Raw genomic sequence first — 18,587 nt, forward strand, 5'->3', positions numbered from 1 at the left:
GTTCGTCCGGTGACGTTGCAAAGGACCCTGAATGAAAGTGTTTGAGATCCTCCTGGTCGTACTGACCCTGGCCTCGGGCCTGATCCTGCTGGCGGACAAGCTGTACCTGGCCAAGCGCCGCGCCCAGCGCGCAGGCCTGCTCGATACCGAGCCGGTGCTGGTGGACTACTCACGCGCATTCTTCCCGGTGCTGGTGGTGGTGCTGATCGTGCGCAGCTTCATCGCCGAGCCGTACAAGATCCCGTCCAGCTCGATGATGCCGAACCTGCTGATCGGTGATTTCATCCTGGTCAACAAGTTCTCCTATGGCCTGCGCCTGCCCATCACCAATACCAAGTTCGTCCCGCTGGGCGAGCCGGCACGGGGTGACGTGGTGGTGTTCCACTTCCCCGGCCACGGCGACAACGATCCGGCCAAGGGCGAGAACTTCATCAAGCGCGTCATCGGCGTGCCGGGCGACACCGTGGTCTTCGAGGGCGACAGCGTCATCCTCAATGGCGAGCCGCTGAAGTACGACAACAAGGGCATCTACGCCGGCGACAAGGGCCAGGGCGAGGGCGCCAACCTGTTGGTCGAGCACCTGCCGGGCCGTACCCACACCGTGCTGGAGACCGACTACCCGCGCGGCCAGGGCCAGTGGACCGTGCCGGCTGGCAAATACTTGGTGATGGGCGACAATCGCGACAACAGCGATGACGGCCGCTTCTGGGGGCTGTTGCCGGAAGAGAACCTGCGCGGCCGTGCTTTCCTGATCTGGCTCAACTGCCAAGGCTGGTTCTGCAAGGATGGCTTCCAGCCGTCGCGGATCGGCTCGGGCATCAACTGACTTCACATTCCACGCGTATCTGGGGAGAACGCAATGAAGACGATGAACACGCAGCGCGGCATGACCTTGACCTCCTTCCTGGTGGTCCTGATCGTGGTGGGTTTCTTCCTTTACATCGGCATGAAGCTGTTCCCGATGTACCAGGAGTACTACGCCGTGCGCTCGGCAATGAAGAGCCTGGCCAACGAGCCCGGGGTGGGCACCATGGCCCCGGCGCAGATCCAGGATCTGTTCTTCAAGCGCCTGTACATCAACTACTCGGACAACGTGAAGCCGTCCAACGTCAAGTTCAACCGTCGTGACAACGGCTGGACCCTCAACGTCAACTACGAAGTGCGTCGCCCGCTGGTGGGCAACCTCGACGTGGTCGGCAAGTTCGAATCATCCCAGGACCTCGTTCGTAGCGGTGCCCAGTAAATTCATCCAACGTAGTGACCTGATCGGTCACGCTTTCAGCGATCCAGCCCTGCTCAAGCAGGCGCTGACCCATCGCAGTGCCGGCGCGCCGCATAACGAGCGCCTGGAATTCCTCGGTGACAGCATCGTCAACATGATGGTCGCCCAGGCGCTGTACCAGCGCTGGCCCAAGGCCGACGAGGGCGCCATGACCCGCGCCCGCGCCGAACTGGTGCGCGAAGGGTCCCTGGCCGTGATCGCCCGGACGCTGGAACTGGGCGAGCGGCTGACCCTGGGCGCCGGCGAAATGAAGTCCGGCGGCCACCGTCGCGACTCGATCCTGGCCGACGCCCTGGAGGCGGTGGTGGCCGCGATCTACCTGGATGCGGGCTTCGAGGCCTGCCGGACGGTGGTGATGCCCTGGTTCGCTGCCTCGATGGACGCCCTGCCGGCCACCGGCCGGCCGGAGAAGGACCCCAAGACCCGCCTGCAGGAATGGTTGCAGGCCCGACAGAAGGCATTGCCGCAGTACGAACTGGTGTCAGAATCCGGTGACGACCACGCCAAGCACTTCCGGGTACGCTGCAACGTCGCCGACCCTGCCGCCAGCATCGAGGGTGAAGGCCCCTCGCGCCGGCTTGCCGAACAACAAGCGGCTGCTGCCGTCCTAGAACAACTGGATTCCAAGTGAGCGAACAAACCCCCCATCATTGCGGCAGCGTGGCCGTCATCGGCCGCCCGAACGTGGGCAAGTCGACCCTGACCAACGCCCTGGTCGGCGCCAAGGTCAGCATCGTGTCCAACCGGCCGCAGACCACGCGCCATCGCCTGCTGGGCATCGCCACCTACCCGGAAGGCCAGCTGGTGCTGGTCGACACCCCCGGCCTGCACAAGGTGCAGAAGCGGGCGATGAACCGGGTGATGAACCGCGCCGCGCGTGGCTCGCTGGAAGGCGTCGACGCCGGCCTGCTGGTGATCGAAGCCGGCCGTTGGGACGAAGAGGACAGCCTGGCCTTCAACGTGCTGCGCGACGCCGGCATCCCGGTGGTGCTGGTGGTCAACAAGATCGACCGCCTGAAGGACAAGGGCGCGCTGCTGCCGTTCCTGCAGCAGGTGACCGAAGGCCGCGATTTCTCGGCCGTGCACCCCATTTCGGCGCAGAAGCGCAACGGCCTGGACGCCCTGGTCCGCGACGTGCTGGCCCTGCTGCCGGAAGCCCCGCCGATGTTCGGCGAGGACGAGATCACCGACCGCAGCCAGCGCTTCCTGGCTGGCGAGCTGGTACGTGAACAGCTGATGCGCCAGCTCGGCGAGGAGCTGCCGTACGCCACCACGGTGGAGATCGAGCGCTTCACCGAAGACGGCAACCTGCTGCGCATCGGCGCGGTCATCTGGGTCGAGCGCGAAGGCCAGAAGGCCATCGTCATCGGCAAGGGCGGTGCCCGCCTGAAGGAGATCGGTGCCAAGTCCCGCCTGCAGATGGAACGTCTGTTCGGGGCCAAGGTGTTCCTGGAAACCTGGGTGCGCGTGCGTGAAGGCTGGTCCGATGACGAGGCCGCACTGAAGGCCTTCGGCTACGAATAAGCCACGGCAGTCGCTTCGATGCTGATCGAGGACGACACCGGGTTCGTGCTGCATGCACGGGCCTACCGCGAGACCAGCCTGCTGGTCGAAGTACTGAGTGCCCAGCACGGCCGCATCGGCCTGCTGGCGCGCGGGGTGTCCACGGCCAAGGGCCAGGTGCTGCGTGCGGCCCTGCAGCCGCTGCAGTGGATACGTTTCAGTGCCCTGCAGCGCGGTGAACTGGCCCAGCTGCGCGGTGCCGAGGCACTGGATGCAGCCCCGCGCCTGGCTGGCCAGGCGATGCTGGCCGGTTTCTACCTGAGTGAACTGACCCTGCGCCTGGCCCCGCGCCAGGACCCGCTGCCGGAGCTGTACCTGGCCTATGGCGAGGCGCGCGCGCGGCTGGCCGTGGGCGCGGGCCTGGCCTGGACGCTGCGGCGTTTCGAGCGTGAGCTGCTGGCGGCGCTGGGGCTGGGATTCGAACTGGACACGGCCAGCGACGGCCAGCCGGTGGACCCGGCCGCACGCTATGAACTGGATCCGCAGGAGGGGCCGCTACGGCTGTTGAGCGAGCGCGGCGGCGAGCGCCGGGCGGCGGCCACGGGCTCGGCGCTGCTGGCGCTGGCGGCGGACGATGAGCCAAATGCGACAGATCTGGCCAGCCTGCGCCTGCCGATGCGGCGCGTGCTGGCCCACCATCTGGGGGCCAAAGGCCTCAAATCCTGGGAACTCCTCGAGCAGCTCACGCCCCGGAGGTAAGGGGGTGTTCGGCAGGGCCTGCAGCCCTGCACCTGCTTAACGTCAACGGCAAAAGCGGGCTATCCCTGGGATGGCGGGGTGGGTCCGGTTGAGGGGGACGCTGCAAGTACGTCCATGTAAGCTCGGTCGCCGCATCCATGCGGCTCACGCCCCCTCAACCGGACCCACCCCGCCTTCGACAGCTTCCCGCGATCTGTCAGAACGGCAATCTGCTCTGGTAGGTGTCGACCTTGGTCGACAGTAGATCCACGCCATGCGTGGATGGTTTTCGAATTCGATTCGAGATATTCGATTCCAATCGAGTTTCATCCACGCATGGCGTGGATCTACTGGCCACCGGCCAACTATCGAAGGCGGGGCACTGTGGGTTTACGGCGTCCCCGCAAACCCACAGTGCCCCGCCATCCCACGGAATGCAGGCTTTTGACGTTGCTCTGGCTCTAGCTTCGGCAGGTGCAGGGCGCAGCCCTGCCGAACCGTCCCTCAGTGCAGGAGCGCTGCCACCGCCGCCCGGAACCCGGCCTGCGCCGGCACCGACTCCGGCGCGTGATGCAGCTGCCGCACCGCGCGCGCCAACCGCGCCGCACCCACGAAGCCGCAACTGGCCTGCAGCCGGTGCAACTGGTTGCGCAGGCTCGACGCATCGTGCTGCTCCACCGCCTGTTCCACCGCATCACGCACGCCCGGCAGCTCGGCCAGGAACAGCTCGCGCAGGGCGATCAGGTGGCTGCGCTGGCCATTGAGCGCCGCCAGTGCCGCCGTCTCGTCCCAGTCTTCCACCGCCAGCTCGATCGCCGCTGGCGGCGGGGTCGCACCGGCAGGACTGTTGACCAGTGCGCGGCGTACCGCCTTCAACAGCTGGTCGCGGCCCAGTGGCTTCACCAGGGTGTCGCTGAAGCCGGCCTCGCGCAGGCGCGCGTGGATGCTCACGTCGCCATCGGCGGTGTGGGCCAGGGCAGGAGTGTCCGGATGCGAGCGGCGCAACTCATGCAGCAGCTGCGCGCCATTGCCATCGGGCAGGTTGACGTCGATCAGCCACAGGTCATGGGCGCCGGGCTCGGCGCGGGCCAAGGCACTTGCAAGTGAGTCAGCGGTGTCCACATCCGCCGGTAACGTTTCCAACGCCGCCTTGAAAAAACCGCGGCTGATGATGTCATCCTCGACAAGCAGGAAGCGTGGCCGGCTGGCCCGCGGGGTCATCTGCATCAGGGCTGCCTCCATGTCAGCTGCGTCCATCATCAAGCACGCGGGCAGCGGGCGCAAGCGGCCATGGGGCCCCCTCGTTCCGGATCTGCGACAATACGCACCCATTTTTGCCCGCAGCCTGTTGCCACGTGGCCCGATCCCGCTCCCGCATCGACCGTACTCCGTTCCAGACCGAGATCCTCGACCTCAGCCATGATGGTCGTGGCGTCGCCCGCCGTGAAGGCGAGGGCGGCAAGGTCACCTTCGTCAGTGGCGCCCTGCCGGGCGAAGTGGTGATGGCTGAACAGACCGCCCGCAGCCGCCATTTCGACGAGGCGCGTACCGTGGAGGTGCTGCAGGCCTCGCCGCAGCGGGTGACGCCGAAGTGCCCGCACTTCGGTACCTGCGCCGGCTGCGTGCTGCAGCATCTGGACGAAGACCAGCAGATTGTCGCCAAGCAGCGCGTGCTGATGGACAACCTGGAGCGCATCGGCCATGTGAAGCCCGGCACCGTGCTGCCGCCGCTGGTCGGCGACAGCTGGGGCTACCGCCGCAAGGGCCGCTTCTCGGTGCGCCGCGTCGAGAAGAAGGACAAGACCCTGGTCGGCTTCCGCGAACAGGATCCGCGCTTCGTGGCCGATCTCAGCCAGTGCCTGACCGTGATCCCGGAAATCGGTACCAAGGTCGAGGCGCTGTCGACCTTCATCGAATCGCTGGATGGCAAACGCGACATCCCGCAGATCGAGTTCATCGGTGGCGACAACGCCATCGCCCTGACCGTGCGCCACCTGCAGCCGCTCAGCGATGCCGATCGTGAGGCCTGGACCGCCTTCGGCCAGCAGCACGGGTTCGCCATCTACCTGCAGCCGGGCGGCGTGGACACCGTGCATCCGCTGGACGGGCAGGGCGTGCCGCTGTCGTTCCGGCTGGCGCCGTGGGATGTGGAGCTGGCGTTCCGTCCGCTGGACTTCATCCAGGTCAACGCCAAGCTCAACGAAAAGATGATCGCTCACGCCCTGGACCTGCTTGCGCCGGGCGAGGACGAGCGCGTGCTCGACCTGTTCTGCGGCCTGGGCAACTTCACCCTGCCGCTGGCCCGCCGCGTGCGTGAGGTCGTCGGTGTGGAAGGCGACGCCGGCCTGGTCGCGCGTGCCCGCGAGAACGCCGAGCGCAACGGCCTGGCCAACGCACAGTTCTTCAGTGCCGACCTCACCCAGGACCAGCGCAGCACCTCCTGGATGCGCCAGGGCTTCGACAAGCTGCTGCTGGACCCGCCGCGTTCGGGCGCCATCGAAGTGCTGCAGCAGCTGCCGCTGAAGCAGTTCAAGCGCATCGTCTATGTCAGCTGCCACCCGGGCTCGCTGGCCCGCGATGCCGGTTACCTGGTCAACGAGCAGGGCTTCACCCTGGTCAGCGCTGGTGCGATGGACATGTTCCCGCACACCGCGCATGTGGAAAGCATCGCGGTGTTCGAGAAGCGCTGAGTCAGTTCAGCGGCAGCGGGTCCAGGCGCCACTGGTCGCCGGCCCGCTGCAGCCCCACCCTGATCCGGCCATCGCGGCCGCTGTCAAAGGCCAGCAGCAGATCGCACTGCAGCTGGCCGCTGGCCTGGGCCAGGTCACAGCCGTCCACAGCGGTCAGGCGCATGCCATCGAAATCCGCGCGCAGTCCTTCGCGTTCCGACGCGTCGGCACCGGCGGCAACGGCTTCTTCGATGCGGGCCTGCAGTTGTGGCGACAGCGCTTCCAGGGCCGGCTGTGGCGGCTGCAGCCGCGTCGACTGCAGCCGCCAGGCATCGCCCTGTGGCGACAGCCGCATCATCCGGTGGCGCTGCTGGATGCCCCGCTCGTAGCCGACGCTGCAGTCGACCGCGCCGTCCTCGGCCGGCACGCACCAGGGAAGGGCATTCAAGCGCGGTGCGAACATCGCAGCGGCGACCTGGGTGCCCGTGCTCCTGCCCTGCAGTCCGGCATCCATTTCTGCGGCCAGCGCGGCCTGCACCTGTTGCAGATCGGGGAAGGGGGCTGCCAGGGCCAGCGCAGGTGGGCAGCAGTACATCAGGAACAGGAGACGACGCATCGACCGGCATCCATGCAGGAGGGGGCGCCATTGTAGGCCTCCGCGCCAGGTGCCGTACCGGCGTGGTCACAGCGATCGCGCATAATGCGGGCATGGGCATAGAAATCGAACGCAAATTCCTCGTCACCCACGATGGCTGGCGTGCCGCCGCGCACACGGTGATTCCGATGGCGCAGGGCTATATCAACGACATGGGGTCGCTCGACCGCGGCACCCAGAATGCCTCGGTGCGGGTGCGCATCGAAGGCGACCATGCCGCGCTGAACCTGAAATCGCGCACCATCGGCCACACCCGCCAGGAGTTCGATTACCCGATCCCGGTGCAGGACGCGCGTGAGCTGCTTGCCCTGTGCGTGGGCGGGCTGATCGACAAGCGCCGGCACCTGGTCGAGCACGCCGGCCTGACCTGGGAAGTGGATGAATTCCTCGGCGACAACGCCGGGCTGGTGGTGGCCGAAGTCGAGCTGGACAGCGCCGACCAGGCCATCGACCTGCCGGACTGGGCCGGTGCCGAAGTGACCGACGACACCCGCTACTACAACGTCGCCCTCGCCAGCCACCCGTATTCACAGTGGTGAACTGAAAAGGGGGCGCGCAAAGGGGACGCAGGGGATTAATCCAATTGATCCCCTCCGTCCCCTTTTTTCGCTGGCGGCGGTCCCCATGTGGACGGGATGAAGATCGATATCTACTCCGACGTGGTCTGCCCCTGGTGCTGGATCGGCAAGCATCGATTCGAGCAGGGTGTGCAGTTGCTGGGCGCCGATGCGCCTGAACTCGACATCCAATGGCAGCCGTTCCAGCTGGATCCTGACGCTGGTGAAACCCCGGTGCCGCTGCGCCAGGCCTATGCGGCCAAGTTCGGCGGTGCCGAACGTACCGAGCAGATCCTCGGCCAGACCCAGACCACCGCGCGGGCCGAAGGCCTGCCGATGGACTTCAGCCAAGGCCAGGTGCGGGTGACCACGCTGCCGGCGCACCGCGTGCTGTGGCTGGCCGGCGAACACGGAGTGCAGGACGCGGTGGGCGAGGCGCTGTTCCGTGCCCACTTCGAGCATGGCCAGAACCTGGCCGACACCGCCGTGCTGGTGAAGGCCGGCGTGGCCGGTGGCCTGGACGGCGCCGAGATTGAACAGATGCTGACATCCGGCCGCGGTCTGGCCGAAGTGGACGCCAAGCTGGCCCAGGCCCACGCACTGGGCATTTCCTCGGTGCCGACCTTCGTCATCGACGGCCGCTGGGCCATTTCCGGTGCACAGCCGCCCGAAGCCTTCGCCAACGCGCTGCGCCAGATCGCCGCCGAGCAGGGCGCCGCCGCTGCCGGTGACGAGGCCTGCGGCCCGGACGGCTGCAAGGTCTAAGCCAGCTGGGGTCGGAGCCCCTTTGGGGATCCGACCCCGGGTCAGATCCCCGCAGGGGCTCTGACCCCCACCTCCAATTGCCCCGAACACTGCGCCTGCCGGCCGGTTCTGCGACAATGCGGCACTGCGCCATGCGGGCGCCCGTAGTGGAGATCGACCATGCTGCTGATCGGCGTTGCCGGCACTGAACTGACCGCCCAGGAACGCGACTGGCTGCAGCACGATGCCGTGGCCGGGGTGGTGCTGTTCAAGCGCAACTTCGCCTCGCGCCAGCAGGTCACCGATCTGAGCGCGGCCATCCGCGCCGCCGCCCCGCGTCCACAGTTGATCTGCGTGGACCAGGAAGGCGGCCGTGTGCAGCGCTTCCGTGAAGGCTACAGCGATCTGCCGCCGCTGCAGGACATCGGTGCACTGTACGCCCGTGACCCGCAACAGGCCCTGGCCCTGGCCGAACAGCACGCCTGGCTGATGGCCAGCGAGGTGCGCGCCAGTGGCCTGGACCTCAGCTTCGCCCCGGTGGTCGACCTCGGCCGCGGCAACCGCGCCATCGGCAACCGTGCCTTCAGCGAAGACCCGCAGGTGGTGGCAGCGTTCACCGCCGCCTACGTGCGCGGCATGCACGCCACCGGCATGGCCGCCACCCTCAAGCATTTCCCCGGCCACGGCACCGTGCTGGAAGATACCCACGTCGATACCGCCATCGACCCGCGCGGGCTGGATGAACTGCGCGCGCAGGACCTGGTCCCGTTCAGTGCCGGCATCGCTGCCGGTGCCGATGCGGTGATGATGGCGCACGTGATCTACCCGCAGGTGGCGGCCGAACCGGCCGGCTATTCGCCGCGCTGGATCCAGGACATCCTGCGCGGCGAGCTGGGCTTCCGCGGCGTGGTGTTTTCCGACGACATCGGCATGGCCGCCTCGCACAGCGCCGGTGGCGTGCCCGCCCGCGTGCACGCGCACCTGGATGCCGGCTGCGACGTGGTGCTGGTCTGCCACCCCGAACTGGTCGATGAAGCCCTGCACGCGGTGCAGGGCCGTTCCCTCAATACCGCTGCGCTGCTGGGCCTGCTTGGCCGCGGCGCGCTTGGCTGGGATGGCCTGCTGGCCGATACCCGCCATGGCGACACCCAATCCCGTTTGCTCCACACCCTTGGAAGAACCGTCTGATGCCGAACCTCACCATTTCCCAGGCCCTGGCCCAGGCCGACCTGCTGGTCGACCGTCCCACCATCGACAAGGCCATCGCCAGCATCGCCGACGCGATCGCACGCGACTACGAGGGCGAGGTCCCGCTGTTCCTGTCCATCATGCACGGCGCGCTGCCGTTCGCCGGCCAGCTGGCGCTGGAACTGGGCGCGCGCGGCCAGGACGTGCAGTTCGATTACCTGCATGCCACCCGCTACCGCGGTGAAACCACCGGCGGCGACCTGGTATGGAAGCACAAGCCGGCCACCGCGCTGTTCGGCCGCCGCGTGCTGCTGGTCGACGACATCCTCGACGAGGGCTACACCCTGCAGGGCGTGCGTACCTGGTGCCTGGAACAGGGCGCCACCGACGTGCGCATCGCCGCGATGACCGTGAAGAAGCACGACCGTGGCCTGCCGGACGTCACCGCTGACTACGCCGGCATCGAACTGCCTGACCGTTATGTCTTCGGCTTCGGCATGGACGTCAACGAAACCCTGCGCTGCGTGCCGGCCATCTACGCGATGAAGGAATAACGGCAGGCCGTCCGCGGCCTGTTCTTGTCCCTGTCCTGTCCTGCGCCGGCATCTTCGGGTGCCGGCGTTTGTCTTTCCTGGAGTGCTTTGCATGCAACAGATTGCCCTGGCCGTTATTGGCGGTACCGGTGTCTACAACCTGGCCAAGCTTGACGACGTGCAGACGCACGAGGTCGAGACCCGTTTTGGTCGCCCGTCCGGCCCGGTGCGCGTGGGCACGCTGCTCGGCCACCGCGTGGCGTTCCTGGCGCGCCATGGCGAGGGCCATTCGCTGCCGCCGCACAAGATCAACTACCGCGCCAACCTGGCCGCGCTGCAGCAGATCGGCGCGCAGCGGGTGCTGGCGCTGAACACCGTGGGCGGCATCGGTGATGATTTCGGTCCGCGCGTGCTGGCCTGCCCGGACCAGGTAATCGATTACACCTGGGGCCGCATCAGCACCATCTGTGAAGAAGAGGGCACCGACGTGGTACATGTGGACTTCGGCCACCCCTACACGCCGATGCTGCGCAGCAAAATCCTGGCCGCAGCGAAGGTGACCGGTGTGAAGGTGCACGACGGCGGCTGCTACGGCGCCACCCAGGGCCCGCGCCTGGAAACCATCGCCGAAATCGCCCGCATGCGCCGTGACGGCTGCGATCTGGTGGGCATGACCGGCATGCCGGAAGCCGCGCTGGCGCGGGAGCTGGGGCTGGATTACGCCTGCCTGGCGATCGTGGCGAACTGGGCCGCAGGCTGCGGTGACGGCGAGGAGATCACCATGGCCGAAGTGCTGGCCAATGTGCAGGCCGCCAGCAACGGACTTCCGGAACTGGTCGGCGAATTGGCGCGGGGGTGATTGTCATCCTCGGGCAAGCTTTGCATACTCAGCCGGTACGCGGGTTCAGCGTACACCACCCATTCATTGCAAAGGTCTCGCATTTCATGCCGAACGGTACCGTCAAGTGGTTCAACGACGCCAAGGGATTTGGCTTCATCTCGCCGGAGGATGGCAGCGCCGACGTGTTCGCGCACTTCTCCGCCATCAACTCCAAGGGCTTCCGCAGCCTGCAGGAAGGCCAGCGTGTCACCTATGACGTGACCCAGGGCCCGAAGGGTGCCCAGGCTTCGAACATCACGCCGGCCGAGTGATCCACTCGACAGTGCGTTGAAAACCCCGCTCCGGCGGGGTTTTTTTTTGCGCACGGCATCGGCTGCCGGGCACAATGCGGGCATGAAGGAACGACTGCGCATCGCCGTGATCGGCTACGGCACCGCCGGCCAGGCATTGGCCATCCTGCTCACCCGTGATGGGCATGCGGTGGAGATCTTCGAACGGGTGCCCACGCCCGGCCCGGTCGGCGCCGGTTTCCTCCTGCAGCCCAGCGGCCTGCAGGTGCTGTGGCAGATGGGCCTGCTGGATGCGGTGCGTGCGCATGCGGCACCGGTACACCGCCTGTATGGCGATACCCCCTGCGAGCGCGCGGTGATGGACATGGGCTATGCCGGCCTGGATGCACGCCTGCATGGGCTGGGCATGCAGCGCGGGGCGCTGTTCTCACTGCTGGACCAGGCACGCGAAGGCGCCGGCCAGCTGCATGTCGGCACTCCCATTGTTTCGGTGGATGCCGCGCAAGGCCGCCTGCGCGACAGCGAAGGACGCACGCACGGCCCGTTCGACCTGGTGGTGGCTGCCGATGGTGCGGCGTCCACGCTGCGCAGCGGCGTCGAGCAGGGCATCGCGCTGGACCGGGTCTACCCGTGGGGTGCGCTGTGGTGCCTGCTGCCGGCGGAAGACTGGCCGCACATGAGCGAACTGCGCCAGCGCTACGTGGCCGCGCGCAAAATGATCGGCCTGCTGCCGGTCGGTACCTGTCCGGGTGACACCACGCCGCGCCTGAGTTTCTTCTGGAGCCTGCCGCGCGATGATTTCGAACGCTGGCAGGCCGATGGCATGGCACCGTGGCTGGAAGAACTGCATGCGCTGTGGCCGCAGGCCAGTGCACGCTTCGCCCATCTGCAGGATGCCGGCCAGCTGGCCCGCGCGGTCTATCGCGATGCGGTGATGAAGCGCTGGCATCAGGGCCGCCTGGTGCTCGCCGGCGACGCGGCCCATGCGATGAGCCCGCAGCTGGGGCAGGGCGTCAACATGGCCCTGCTGGATGCGCTGGCCCTGCGCGATGCGCTGCGCACGCACGGAGGCGGTGAGGGCGCGTTGCAGGCCTACCAGGCGCAGCGCCGCGCACACGTGGCGGTCTACCAGCGCTGGAGCCGCTGGCTGACGCCGTTGTTCCAGTCCGACCGCGATGTGTGGGCCAAGGCGCGCGATGTGCTGCTCGGCCCGATGGGACGCATGCCCGGCGGGCGTGGCCACATGCTGCGCGTGCTCAGTGGCACCCAGCACGGCTGGTTCGGTGCGATGCCGCTGGATCCGGCTTTCATCGACGCGCTTGCACAGGCCCCGGCAGGCCTGCCGATCAGCCCGATTCCGCTGCGTGCCTGAACCGCTTCGTCACGGCAATTAACGAACACATCACCCCGGATATGCGAGAAGAGGGAGCACGCCATTGGCGCGTCGCCCGTTTTCCTTTCCGTGATCGACTATCGCGCGTGGCCGGGCGGCACCGCCGTCGCGGCCTGTTGCGGCCCGGATGCGCCGCAGTATTCGAGGAGGATGCCATGTTGTTCGCGGTCGATGAGCTGGAATCGGAAATCTGCAAGCTGAGGGGCCTGCTGCAGATGCTCCACGAGGACCAGCCCGACGTCCTGGAAGATGTCTTCGAGTTCCATGTGGGCAGCCTGATCAGCCATTCGGCACCGGCGCACCATGCGCGCATCCGTACCTGCGCGCGGGAAATGCTGGTCGCCATCCAGGCACTGCCACGCCACAGCAGCGAGCGCAGCGCAGATTTCCAGGTGATGCCGGAGCTGCTCGCGCGCCCGGCCTGAATCCGTTGCAGGTCCGCCCGTCCGCGGTCAGCGCGCGGGCAGCGGAACCAATTGGTTTTCCACGCAGGCGATCCACTGTTCGCCGCTCCGCCGCGGCGGCACCACGCCGGCGGTGAATGCCGAGAACGCGGGCAGCACGGTCTGTGCCTGCCGCAGCCAGAATGCAGGAAAGCGCCGCCGCAAAGCCGGCAGGGCAACCTGCGGATGCACGTGGCCAGCGATTACATGGGCATCGTCGACCTGCCGCGGCTCGTGGCAGAGCAGGAACGGTCCAAGCCGCAGGTCGTCGTGGATCTGCACCTGCAGCGCCGCATGCGGCAGCTGCCGGTCATGGTTGCCGCGCACCACATGTACGTCCAGCGCAGCATGCTGCTCGCGCCAGCCCAGCCATTGCCGATGCCAGGCCGCGCGATGCGCCGGCCCATGCAGGATGTCGCCGAGGATCCACAGTTCGCGGCATGCATGCTGCTGCACCAGCGCCTGCAGGCGCTGCAGGTCGTCTTTGGTACCGCCGCATGGCAGGGCGATGCCGGCACGACGGAACACATCGGCCTTGCCCAAGTGCAGGTCGGCGATCAGCAGCGCCTGGCGTGCCGGCCACCACAACGCACGCGCGCCGAGCAGGCACATCGGTTCGCCGCCCAGCTGCACCGGCAATTCAGTGGCCATGGCGGCGCTCCAGCTGCTGTGCCGCACGCTGCACGCGGGTGCGCCAGTCCTCGTTGCTGAACTGCCCGCGCAGGCGTTCGGCCCACAGCGGGAACCCCAGCGGCGTCAGCGTCGGCGGATGCTGCAGTGACAGTACCTGCGCGTCGATGCGTTGCAGTGCCTGCTGCAGTCCGGGCAGGTCGAGTGCATCGGTGAGGACTTCCTGTTCGGCCTGGGCCAGCAGCAGGTGGCCGGGGTCATGTTCGCGCAGCACGTCGTACAGCAACCCCGCCGAAGCCTGCAGCTGGCGCAGCGAACGTGGCATGCCGCCGGGCAGGCTCGGCACCAGCAGGCCTGCGACGCGGGCGATGCCACGGAACTGCCGGCGTGCCAGCTCGCCCAGGTTCACTGCCGCACGCAGATCATCGAGCAGATCGGCAGGATCGAACAGGGCACGCCACGCGGCAGCGTCCAGCGTGATCGTGTCTGCCGGGGCCAGCACCAGGCCGTGGTCATTGACCGCATAGCCGATGCTGTTGCGTTGCAGGCGCGTGCAGCGCAGCGACAGCAGTGCCGCCAGCGCCTCGTGCACGTGGCGGCCTGCAAAGGGATAGACGAACAGGAACTGGCCTTCGCGACGGCGTACATCCTCCAGCAGCAGCCGCGAGGGCGCGGGACGTTCTGAAAGCGCATCCTGCAGCCCAAGCAATGGCGCCAGCCAGCGCGCCTCGGGGCTGTTGTCGGCACCTGACAGCACCGTCTCCAGTTCGCGGCCCAAGGCCATCGACAGGGGCAGCTGGCCGCCCTGCCAACGTGGCACCACGCCGTTGCCGCTGCCGCGTGCAAGGCGCACGTAGGCGGTCATGTCGCGCAGCTGCACCAGTTCCAGCAGGCGGCCGGCGAACTGGAAGCGATCGCCGCGGCGCAGTCGGCTGGCGAACTGTTCCTCCACCGCGCCCAGTCCACCACCGCGCAGGAACTGCACACGCACGCTGCCATCGCTGCTGATGGTGCCGATCGACAGCCGGTGGCGCAGCGCCTGGCGGCGATCATGCATGCGGTAGCGGCCATCTTCGTCCAGCACCACCTTGTGGTACTCGGGGTACTGCGCCAGGGCGCGGCCACCCTGCACGATGAACGCGAGCACGTCCTGCCACTGCGTGTCCTGCAACGCGGCGAAGGCATGTGTACGGCGCACCTGCGCCAGCAGTGCATCAGCCTGGAAACCGCCGGCCAGCGCACGGCTGACCGCATGCTGGGCCAGCACATCCAGTGACAGCGTGGGCGGCGTGCGCGGTTCGGTGATGCCCTTGCGCAATGCACGGCGCACGGCCGCGTACTCGGCCAGTTCCAGCGCGTGGGTCGGCACGCACAGCACGCTGCCGCTCGCGCCGGGCCGATGCCGTGCGCGGCCTGCACGTTGGCGCAGGCGCGCCACGCCCTTCGGGCTGCCCAGCTGCAGCACCTGGTCCACTTCCGGAAAGTCCACGCCCAGGTCCAGACTGGACGTGGCCACCACACAGCGCAGCGTCCCGGCGCGCAGGCCGTCTTCCACCTGCTGGCGCAGGGTGGGATCGAGCGAGCCATGGTGCAGGGCCAGGGTCTGTGCATCCTCGGGCCACACCGCTGCCAGCGCCTGGTGCCACAGTTCGGCCTGCGCGCGGGTGTTGGTGAACAGCAGGCTGCTGCGCGCGCTCATCAGCGCATCGAGCACGCGCGCCAGCTGGCCCAAGCCCAGGTGCCCGGCCCACGGGAAGCGTTCGCCACCGGACGGCAGCACACTGCTGATCGCTACCGGCCTTTGGCGCGCGCCTTCCACCAGCAATGCGCCGGGCACGCCCGGCAGCAGCACATCGCGCGCCTGCGGCAGATTGCCCAGCGTGGCCGACAGACCCCACAGCTGCAGTGCCGGTGCCGTATCGCGCAGCAGCGCCAGGTTCAGCTGCAGCAGCACGCCGCGCTTGTTGCCCATCAGTTCGTGCCACTCGTCCACGACCACGCAGCGCAGCTGGCGCATGCGTTCCAGCGTATCGGGATAACTCAGCAGCAACGCCAGCGATTCGGGCGTGGTCACCAGCACGTCGATGCGGCCTTCGCGTGCAAGGCGGCGTTCGCGGCTGCTGGCGTCGCCACTGCGCAGGCCGACCTTCCAGCCCAGGCCCAGGCCCTCGATGGGTGCCTGCAGGGCGCGGGCGGTGTCGCTGGCCAGCGCCCGCAGCGGGGTGACCCACAACACCTGCAGCGGGCGCACCGCATTGGCCCGCAGCGGTGTGGGCGGGGGATCGGTCATCGCCTGCAGCAACGGCCCGCCAAACATCGCCAGGGTCTTGCCGCTGCCGGTAGGGGTGTGCAGCAGGCCCGATGCACCGGCCAGGTAGTGCCGCCACATCGTGCGCTGGAACGGCAGGGGCTTCCAGCCGCGGCTGCCGAACCAGGCCTGCAGACGCTGCAGCGCATCGCTGCGCTTCATCGTGCCAGTGCCTGCAGGGTCGCCAACTGGTCTGCTTCGCTGGCGGGTTTGTCGTGGCGCCAGCGCAGGATGCGCGGGAAACGTACGGCAATGCCGGATTTGTGCCGCGTGCTGCGGTTGACCGCCTCGAAGCCCAGCTCGAACACCTGTTCGCCGCGCACGCTGCGCACCGGCCCGAAACGCTCGCGCGTATTGGCGCGGATCCAACGGTCCAGCGTCGCGATTTCCTTGTCGTCCAGGCCGGAATAGGCCTTGGCCACCGGCACCAGCGTGTCGCCATCCCAGACGCCGAAGGTGTAGTCGGTGTACAGCGTGCTGCGGCGGCCGTGGCCGGCCTGCGCGTACAGCAGCACCGCGTCGATGGTCAGCGGTTCGACCTTCCACTTCCACCAGTCGCCGCGGCGGCGGCCGGCCTGGTAGATCGAATCATGGCGCTTCAGCATCAATCCTTCGACGCCGCGCTCGCGCGATGCCTCGCGCAGCCGCGCAGCGTGCGCCCAATCGTCGGCGTGCACGTCGGGCGAGAGCTGGATGCGCGCATCACCGAGTGCGCCGATCAGCTCGGCCAGCTGTGTACGCCGCTGCTGCAGCGGTTGTCCGCGAAGATCCTGGCCATCGCGTTCCAGCAGGTCGTAGGCCAGCACGCGCACAGGTGTATTGCGCAACGTCGCTGCACCGGGCTTGCGGCGCTGGATGCGCGTCTGCAGCGCGGTGAATGCACGCGGCGCGTCGTCATCCTCATCCCAGGCCAGCAGTTCGCCATCGATCACGCAGCCCTCGGGCAGCGCCGCGGCCGCCTGTTCGATCTCGGGGAAGCGCCCATCCAGCCGTTCCTCGCCGCGCGACCACAGCGCCACTTCGCCCTGGCGGCGCAGCAGCTGCAGGCGGATGCCGTCCCACTTCCATTCCAGCAGCCAGTCATCGATCGCGCCCAGACGTTCCTGCGGCTCTCCTTCCAGCGGCGAGGCGAGGAAGAACGGGTAGGGCTGCTGGCGGTCCAGCGGCAGTTCCTCCGGTGACAGCAGTTGTGACAGCAGGCCGGGCGAGGGGACCCACTCACCGAGCATGCGCTGGGCGATGCGGGCGATGTCCAGGCCGGACCATTCGGCCAGCGCCTGCTGCACCAGCCGCTGCGAAACGCCCACTCGCAGCGCGCCGGTCAGCAGTTTGTTGAATACCAGGCGCTGGCTGGCCGGCAGTTGCCGCCAGCCGCTGACCACGGCAGCGCGACGCACATCCTCGGGCTGGTTGGCCACGACCAGCAGATGCTGTTCGATCCATTCGGCCAGCGGACGGTCGAGCGCTGGCTGCGCCGGATCATCCAGCAGCAGGGTCAGCGTTTCGGCCAGGTCGCCCACCTGCGCGTAGCTGTCCTCGACCAGCCACGCGGGCATTCCCGATTCCTCGCTCACCCAGGCGCGCAGCTCGCCGCTGGCAGCGATCTTCCGCCGCGCGCCGCCGACCTTGCCGCCACTGAGCAGGTACAACGCCCAGGCCGCGTCATGCGCGTCGGCATGGGCGAAGTAGTCGACCAGCGCCGCACGCTTGTCCAGCGTGGCGGTGCTGCGGTCCAGCCGCTGGTAGAGCGCGGCGAACGCCTTCATTCCTCGCTCCCGAAATCGGTGCGGAAGGCTTCGGCGGCCACGCCGCGTTCGCGCAGGAAGGGAATCAGTGCATCGGTGTTGCCGTGGGTGGCGATCACCCGGCTGGCACCGGTCTGCGCGATGGTCTGCAGCAGGGCGGGCCAGTCGGCATGGTCGGACACCACAAAGCCACGATCGACGTTGCGACGGCGGCGGTTGCCGCGCAGCTGCATCCAACCCGAGGCGAAGCCGAGCTGGTGGCGGCCGAAGCGGCGCAGCCAGGGCGTGCCCGCCGCCGAGGGCGGGGCGATGATGAGCTTGCCCGCCGCATCCGGCTGCCGGCCCTGTTCGGCTACGGTCAGCGTTTCCAGCATCGGGATGCCCGCCTCGCGGTACACCGCCACACCGTTGGCCACCGCGCCATGCAGCCAGGCGGGGGTGTCATCCAGCGGCAGCAGCTCGCCGAGCACGCGTTGCGCCTTGCCCAGCGAATAGCACAGCAGCACCGCGGCCTCACCGCGCTGCGCGCATTCCCTGCGCCACGCCACGATCTCGGCGGCCACCGCAGCCGTATCGGGCCAGCGGTAGATCGGCAGGGCGAAGGTTGCTTCGGTGATGAAGGTATCGCAGGGCACCACTTCGAACGGCGCGCAGGTGGGGTCGGGCTGACGCTTGTAGTCGCCCGAGGCGACCCAGACCTGGCGGCCATCATCGATGCGCACCTGCGAGGAACCCAGCACGTGGCCGGCCGGATGCAGCGAGACCTGCACCTGGCCCAGGGTGAACGCCTGGCCTTCGGCGTGCACCTGCAGCGGCACCTCGCCCAGCCGCCAGCGCAGGATCGGTGCGCTGCCGGGGCTGCAGTGGTATTCGCCCATGCCGGGCCGGGCGTGGTCGCCATGGCCGTGGGTGATGACCGCACGCGGCACCGGTCGCCACGGATCGATGTGGAAATCGCCCGCAGCGCAGTACAGCCCTTCGGGGCGAAGCACCACCAGATCATCATTGACTGCCATGCCTGCACTGTCGCGCGAGGGCCGTGCACAGGGCGAGAACCGGCCTGAACGC

Annotated in this window: 20 protein-coding genes; 14 read left to right on the forward strand and 6 right to left on the reverse strand. The window is 68.0% G+C overall.

From position 1 onward, the window contains the following. Nucleotides 1–31: 31 nt before the first annotated feature. Genes lepB through recO form a run of 5 tightly spaced genes read left to right on the forward strand, consistent with a single transcriptional unit; the run spans nt 32 to nt 3,544 of the window. Nucleotides 32–826, forward strand: a complete 795-nt coding sequence (gene lepB, locus VER16_RS11545) for a signal peptidase I (RefSeq protein ID WP_324808260.1) — start codon at nt 32–34, stop codon at nt 824–826. Between the two features lie 33 nt (nt 827–859). After that, nucleotides 860–1,243 (forward strand): DUF4845 domain-containing protein, encoded by a 384-nt coding sequence (locus VER16_RS11550; protein WP_324808261.1) that lies wholly within the window; start codon nt 860–862, stop codon nt 1,241–1,243. Then, a complete protein-coding gene (rnc, locus tag VER16_RS11555) occupies nt 1,233–1,913 on the forward strand; it encodes a ribonuclease III (RefSeq protein ID WP_324808262.1) in 681 nt (226 codons plus the stop codon). The genes VER16_RS11550 and rnc overlap by 11 nt, the downstream gene beginning before the upstream one ends. After that, on the forward strand, nt 1,910–2,806 hold the full coding sequence (era, locus tag VER16_RS11560; RefSeq protein WP_108765895.1) for a GTPase Era: 897 nt from the start codon (nt 1,910–1,912) through the stop codon (nt 2,804–2,806). Before rnc ends, era begins: the two co-directional genes overlap by 4 nt. Before the next feature lie 18 nt (nt 2,807–2,824). After that, nucleotides 2,825–3,544, forward strand: a complete 720-nt coding sequence (gene recO / locus VER16_RS11565) for a DNA repair protein RecO (protein ID WP_324808265.1) — start codon at nt 2,825–2,827, stop codon at nt 3,542–3,544. A gap of 483 nt (nt 3,545–4,027) precedes the next feature. Here recO and VER16_RS11570 read toward each other — a convergent pair whose 3' ends face one another. Further along, a complete protein-coding gene (locus VER16_RS11570; protein ID WP_324808414.1) occupies nt 4,028–4,750 on the reverse strand; it encodes a response regulator in 723 nt (240 codons plus the stop codon). 128 nt (nt 4,751–4,878) lie between these two features. On the opposite strand from VER16_RS11570, the gene rlmD reads away from it, so the two are divergent. Next, nucleotides 4,879–6,213, forward strand: coding sequence for a 23S rRNA (uracil(1939)-C(5))-methyltransferase RlmD (gene rlmD, locus VER16_RS11575; RefSeq protein WP_324808266.1), 1,335 nt, complete (start codon nt 4,879–4,881; stop codon nt 6,211–6,213). A 1-nt stretch (nt 6,214) separates the two neighbouring features. Here the strand turns inward: rlmD and VER16_RS11580 are convergent, their stop codons facing one another. After that, nucleotides 6,215–6,808: a hypothetical protein gene (locus VER16_RS11580; RefSeq protein ID WP_324808268.1), complete on the reverse strand. Its 594-nt coding sequence runs from the start codon at nt 6,806–6,808 to the stop codon at nt 6,215–6,217. Between the two features lie 92 nt (nt 6,809–6,900). On the opposite strand from VER16_RS11580, the gene VER16_RS11585 reads away from it, so the two are divergent. The 8 genes from VER16_RS11585 (at nt 6,901) to VER16_RS11620 (ending at nt 12,818) form a co-directional block, all read left to right on the forward strand. Then, entirely contained in the window at nt 6,901–7,386 is a 486-nt protein-coding gene (locus VER16_RS11585) for a CYTH domain-containing protein (RefSeq protein WP_324808271.1), read from the forward strand. A gap of 96 nt (nt 7,387–7,482) precedes the next feature. Further along, nucleotides 7,483–8,169 carry a DsbA family oxidoreductase gene (locus VER16_RS11590; RefSeq protein ID WP_324808272.1) on the forward strand — a complete coding sequence of 229 codons (687 nt, stop codon included), beginning with the start codon at nt 7,483–7,485 and terminating at the stop codon, nt 8,167–8,169. A 159-nt stretch (nt 8,170–8,328) separates the two neighbouring features. Further along, entirely contained in the window at nt 8,329–9,336 is a 1,008-nt protein-coding gene (gene nagZ / locus VER16_RS11595) for a beta-N-acetylhexosaminidase (protein WP_324808273.1), read from the forward strand. Then, nucleotides 9,336–9,890, forward strand: a complete 555-nt coding sequence (locus VER16_RS11600; protein WP_079222740.1) for a hypoxanthine-guanine phosphoribosyltransferase — start codon at nt 9,336–9,338, stop codon at nt 9,888–9,890. The genes nagZ and VER16_RS11600 overlap by 1 nt, the downstream gene beginning before the upstream one ends. 91 nt (nt 9,891–9,981) lie before the next feature. Continuing rightward, nucleotides 9,982–10,728 carry an S-methyl-5'-thioinosine phosphorylase gene (locus VER16_RS11605; protein WP_324808276.1) on the forward strand — a complete coding sequence of 249 codons (747 nt, stop codon included), beginning with the start codon at nt 9,982–9,984 and terminating at the stop codon, nt 10,726–10,728. Nucleotides 10,729–10,814: 86 nt separating this feature from the next. Beyond that, the gene (locus VER16_RS11610; RefSeq protein ID WP_005410590.1) at nt 10,815–11,021 is read left to right on the forward strand and encodes a cold-shock protein; all 207 of its coding nucleotides are present in this window, start codon (nt 10,815–10,817) and stop codon (nt 11,019–11,021) included. 82 nt (nt 11,022–11,103) lie between these two features. Then, complete coding sequence (locus VER16_RS11615) at nt 11,104–12,372, forward strand: NAD(P)/FAD-dependent oxidoreductase (RefSeq protein WP_324808278.1); 1,269 nt, start codon at nt 11,104–11,106, stop codon at nt 12,370–12,372. Nucleotides 12,373–12,548: 176 nt separating this feature from the next. Continuing rightward, the gene (locus VER16_RS11620; protein WP_324808280.1) at nt 12,549–12,818 is read left to right on the forward strand and encodes a hypothetical protein; all 270 of its coding nucleotides are present in this window, start codon (nt 12,549–12,551) and stop codon (nt 12,816–12,818) included. Nucleotides 12,819–12,845: 27 nt separating this feature from the next. Here the strand turns inward: VER16_RS11620 and pdeM are convergent, their stop codons facing one another. From pdeM to VER16_RS11640, 4 genes are read right to left on the reverse strand one after another with little or no spacing between them, the layout of a single operon-like run. Next, nucleotides 12,846–13,487, reverse strand: coding sequence for a ligase-associated DNA damage response endonuclease PdeM (gene pdeM, locus VER16_RS11625; RefSeq protein WP_324808282.1), 642 nt, complete (start codon nt 13,485–13,487; stop codon nt 12,846–12,848). Continuing rightward, nucleotides 13,477–15,936, reverse strand: coding sequence for a ligase-associated DNA damage response DEXH box helicase (locus tag VER16_RS11630; RefSeq protein ID WP_324808284.1), 2,460 nt, complete (start codon nt 15,934–15,936; stop codon nt 13,477–13,479). Before VER16_RS11630 ends, pdeM begins: the two co-directional genes overlap by 11 nt. Then, nucleotides 15,933–17,540 carry an ATP-dependent DNA ligase gene (locus VER16_RS11635; RefSeq protein ID WP_324808286.1) on the reverse strand — a complete coding sequence of 536 codons (1,608 nt, stop codon included), beginning with the start codon at nt 17,538–17,540 and terminating at the stop codon, nt 15,933–15,935. Before VER16_RS11635 ends, VER16_RS11630 begins: the two co-directional genes overlap by 4 nt. After that, complete coding sequence (locus tag VER16_RS11640; RefSeq protein WP_324808288.1) at nt 17,537–18,535, reverse strand: ligase-associated DNA damage response exonuclease; 999 nt, start codon at nt 18,533–18,535, stop codon at nt 17,537–17,539. Before VER16_RS11640 ends, VER16_RS11635 begins: the two co-directional genes overlap by 4 nt. Between the last annotated feature and the right edge of the window lie 52 nt (nt 18,536–18,587).

The organism is Stenotrophomonas sp. (assembly GCF_035634915.1).
Lineage (GTDB): Bacteria > Pseudomonadota > Gammaproteobacteria > Xanthomonadales > Xanthomonadaceae > Stenotrophomonas.